The sequence below is a fragment of the Sphingomonas sp. 66-10 genome (assembly GCF_001897045.1).
In the GTDB taxonomy this organism is placed as follows: Bacteria; Pseudomonadota; Alphaproteobacteria; order Sphingomonadales; family Sphingomonadaceae; genus Sphingomonas; species Sphingomonas lycopersici.
The window spans coordinates 15965-19844 of record NZ_MKRR01000138.1; the positions used below are offsets into that span (position 1 = coordinate 15965).

The following is a 3880-nucleotide window of genomic DNA, read 5'->3' on the forward strand; positions in this document are numbered from 1 at the left end:
TCGACCCCGCTCGACCGCGCCCCGGGCGTGGCCAAGCCGACCGCGAGCGCCGAGCAGAAGCTCGAACGCCGCATCCGCCGCGCGGCGGCCGCGCGCGGGCTCGACGAGGCGGTGACGTGGAGCTTCCTTTCCGAAAAGGAGGCCGCGGTGTTCGGCGGCGGCGCGTGGACGCTCGCCAATCCGATCAGCGAGGATCTCAAGGTGATGCGCCCCTCGCTGTTGCCGGGGCTGCTCTCCGCCGCGGCGCGCAACGCCAGGCGCGGCGCGGGCGCGGTGCGGCTGTTCGAGATCGGGCGGCGCTATCTCGCCGATGCCGAGCGCCCCACGCTGGCGCTGGTGCTCGCCGGCGATCGCCGTCCGCGCGGCTGGCGCGAGGGCAAGGCGGCGGCGTTCGACGCGTTCGACGCCAAGGCGGAGGCGCTCGCGCTGCTCGCCGCGGCGGGCGCGCCGGTCGACAATCTGCAGGTGTTCGGCCCCGATTCGATTTGGACGGGCGATGCCTGGCATCCCGGCCAGTCGGGGACGCTGCGGCTCGGGCCGAAGACGGTGCTCGCCGCATTCGGTATGCTCCACCCGCGGACGATCGAGGCGTTCGATCTCGGCGGCGCGGTGGCGGCGGTCGAGCTGTACCTCGATGCTTTGCCGGCGAAGCGCGGCGGCGGCGGGTTCATGCGCCCGGCCTATGCGCCGCCCGTGCTCCAGCCGGTGCGGCGCGATTTCGCCTTCCTCGTCCCCGAGGAGGTGAGTGCCGATGCGTTGGTCCGCGCGGCCAAGGGCGCGGACAAGGCGGCGATCGTCTCGGCGCGGGTGTTCGATCTGTTCACCGGCGCCGGGGTCGAGGCGGGCAAGAAGTCGGTCGCGCTGGAGGTGGTGCTCCAGCCCGGCGACAAGAGCTTCACCGATGCCGAGCTGAAGGCGATCGCCGACAAGGTGGTCGCCGCCGCGGCGAAACAGGGCGCGGTGCTGCGTGGCTGAACAAGTCATCATCGCGGGCGACGGGCTTTCGGCGACGATCAACGCGCTCGGCGCGGAACTGACGTCGCTGAAGGATGCCGCCGGCCGCGAATTGATGACCGATGCCGATCCGGCGTTCTGGACCGGCCACGCGCCGCTGCTGTTCCCGGTGGTCGGCAAGCCCACGGGCGAAACGATCCGCGTCGACGGCCGCGCCTATGCGATGAAGCAGCACGGCTTCGCACGGCGGACGATGTTCGCGGTGACCGAGCAAGCCGCCGATCGTGCGACCTTCGTGCTGACCGACAGCGCGGAGACGCGCGCGGTCTACCCCTTCGCCTTCCGGCTGGCGGTGACGTTCGGCATCGCGGGCGCGACTTTGTCGGTCGACGTGTCGATCGAGAATCCGGGCGACGTGCCGCTGCCGGCGAGCTTCGGCTTCCACCCCGCCTTCGCCTGGCCGTTGCCCGGCGGGCGCGCGAAGGAAGCGCACCGCATCATCTTCTCCGCCGACGAGCCCGCGGCCTTGCGCCAGATCGATGCCGACGGCCAGATCGCGCCCGCGCCGCGTGCGTCGCCGCTCGACGGCCGCACGCTGGCGTTGCGCGACGATCTGTTCGCGCATGACGCTTTGATCTGGGACCGGCTCCATTCCGACCGCCTGACCTATCGCGGCGACGGCGGCGCGCGGCTGGAAATCGCCTTTCCCGATACCCCGATGCTCGGCATCTGGACCAAACCCGGCGCGCATTTCATCTGTATCGAGCCGTGGCACGGCATCGCCGATCCGGCCGGCTTCACCGGTGATTTCCGCGCCAAGCCCGGGGTGTTCGAGGTCGAGCCCGGCGCGGCGAAGCGGATCGCGATGCGGGTGACATTGCTCGCCGAATCGTAACCAGGCGCGCTTTTCCCTTATCGCATATCCATTTCCGGCCTGACGAAAGCCCGAGCCATGACTTCTCCCCGCCGCACCTTCGCGATCATCTCGCACCCCGACGCCGGCAAGACCACGCTGACCGAAAAACTGCTCTATGTCGGCGGCGCGATCCATCTCGCCGGCGAGGTCAAGGCACGCGGCGCCAACCGGCGCGCGCGATCGGACTGGATGAAGATCGAGCAGCAGCGCGGCATCTCGGTCACCTCGTCGGTGATGACCTTCGAGAAGGACGGGGTGACCTTCAACCTGCTCGATACGCCGGGGCACGAGGATTTCAGCGAGGATACCTATCGCACGCTCACCGCGGTCGATTCGGCGGTGATGGTGATCGATGCCGCGCGCGGCATCGAGAGCCAGACGCGCAAATTGTTCGAAGTGTGCCGGCTGCGCTCGGTGCCGATCATCACCTTCGTCAACAAGGTCGATCGCGAGGGGCGCAGCGCGTTCGAACTGCTCGACGAGATCGCCGACGTGCTCGCGCTCGATGTCGCGCCGATGACCTGGCCGGTCGGGATGGGCGGCACGTTCGAGGGCGTGCTCGACTTGAAGCGCTGGTCGATCAGCCGGCCGGAGGGCGACAGCCGCACCTTCCAAGGCAAGGTCGATGCCGAGCCGATCCTCCCCGACGAGGTGCGCGAGGAAGTCGAGCTGGCGCAGGCGGGCTATGCCGAATTCGATGCCGAGGCGTATCGCAACGGCGATCTGACCCCGGTCTATTTCGGCTCCGCGCTCAAGGATTTCGGCCCGGCCGAGCTGATCGCCGCGCTCGCCCAATATGCCCCGCCGCCGCGCGCGCAGCCGGCCGAGCCGGCGCCGATCGGGCCGGAGGAAAAGGAAGTCACCGGTTTCGTGTTCAAGGTGCAGGCCAATATGGACCCGCAGCACCGCGACCGTATCGCCTTCATGCGGCTGTGCTCGGGCACCTTCAAGCGCGGGATGAAGCTCACCCCGACCGGGCACGGCAAGCCGATCGCGGTCCATTCGCCGATCCTGTTCTTCGCGCAGGATCGCGAGATCGCCGACGAGGCCTATCCCGGCGATATCATCGGCATCCCCAACCACGGCACCTTGCGGGTGGGGGACACATTGTCCGAGCGCGCCGCGGTGCGCTTCACTGGGCTGCCCAATTTCGCCCCCGAGATCCTGCGCCGCGTCGCGCTCAAGGATCCGACCAAGACCAAGCAGTTGCGCAAGGCGCTCGACGATATGGCCGAGGAGGGGGTGACCCAGGTCTTCTATCCCGAGATCGGGTCGAACTGGATCATCGGGGTGGTCGGGCAGCTCCAGCTCGACGTGCTGATCTCGCGGCTCGAGGCCGAATATAAGGTCGCCGCGGGGCTCGAGCCGGCGCCGTTCGATACCGCGCGCTGGATCTCGTCCGACGATGCCGCCGCGCTCAAGGAGTTCGTCGAGATCAACCGCAGCGCGCTGGCCAAGGACCGCGACGGCAACCCGGTGTTCCTCGCCAAGAGCGCATGGGAGGTCGGCTATGTCGCCGATCGCTACCCCAAGGTGAAATTCGCCGCGACGCGGGAACGGTAATACCCACCCTCCGTTCGCCCTGAGCTTGTCGAAGGGCTGCCCTTCTTCCGCGCGAAGAGAAGTGCAGGGCTTCGACAAGCTCAGCCCGAACGGGGATTAGACCGCTTCCTCGATCCAGCCGCGCCGTACTGCCCTGACCGCCAACACCCCCAGCACCGCCGCGACGAGATAGAAGCCCGCGCCGATGATCGCGGCATAGCGCAGCGAATCCGCGCCATATTGCGCCTTGAGCGCGACCGACATCGTCCCCAGCAGCCACGGGCCGACCCCGAGCCCGACGAGGTTGTTGATCAACAGGAAGGTCGCCGAGGCGCTGGCGCGCATCTGCGGCGGGGCGAGGTGCTGGACCGCGGTGTTGAGCGGGCCGAGCCACAAGATGTTGAGCGCATTGGGGATCAGCAGGCAGAACCAGGCGAGCACCGGCGACGGGGTGATGAGCCCGAGCAT

General features: G+C 68.7%; 3 protein-coding genes and 1 pseudogene. 3 read left to right on the plus strand and 1 reads right to left on the minus strand.

Annotated features, from left to right (window positions below):
* The 3 genes from BGN95_RS19280 to BGN95_RS19290 form a co-directional block, all read left to right on the plus strand.
* Window positions 1–975: phenylalanine--tRNA ligase subunit beta-related protein (locus BGN95_RS19280; protein ID WP_502688320.1), on the plus strand; the 975-nt coding region annotated here is incomplete at its 5' end.
* Window positions 968–1849 carry an aldose 1-epimerase family protein gene (locus BGN95_RS19285; RefSeq protein WP_286773729.1) on the plus strand — a complete coding sequence of 294 codons (882 nt, stop codon included), beginning with the start codon at window positions 968–970 and terminating at the stop codon, window positions 1847–1849. The genes BGN95_RS19280 and BGN95_RS19285, both read left to right, overlap by 8 nt.
* 57 nt (window positions 1850–1906) lie before the next feature.
* Window positions 1907–3433 (plus strand): peptide chain release factor 3, encoded by a 1527-nt coding sequence (locus BGN95_RS19290; RefSeq protein ID WP_179513028.1) that lies wholly within the window; start codon window positions 1907–1909, stop codon window positions 3431–3433.
* A gap of 96 nt (window positions 3434–3529) precedes the next feature.
* Here BGN95_RS19290 and BGN95_RS19295 read toward each other — a convergent pair.
* Window positions 3530–3880 (minus strand): annotated as a pseudogene (locus BGN95_RS19295) (MFS transporter); the annotation flags it as partial.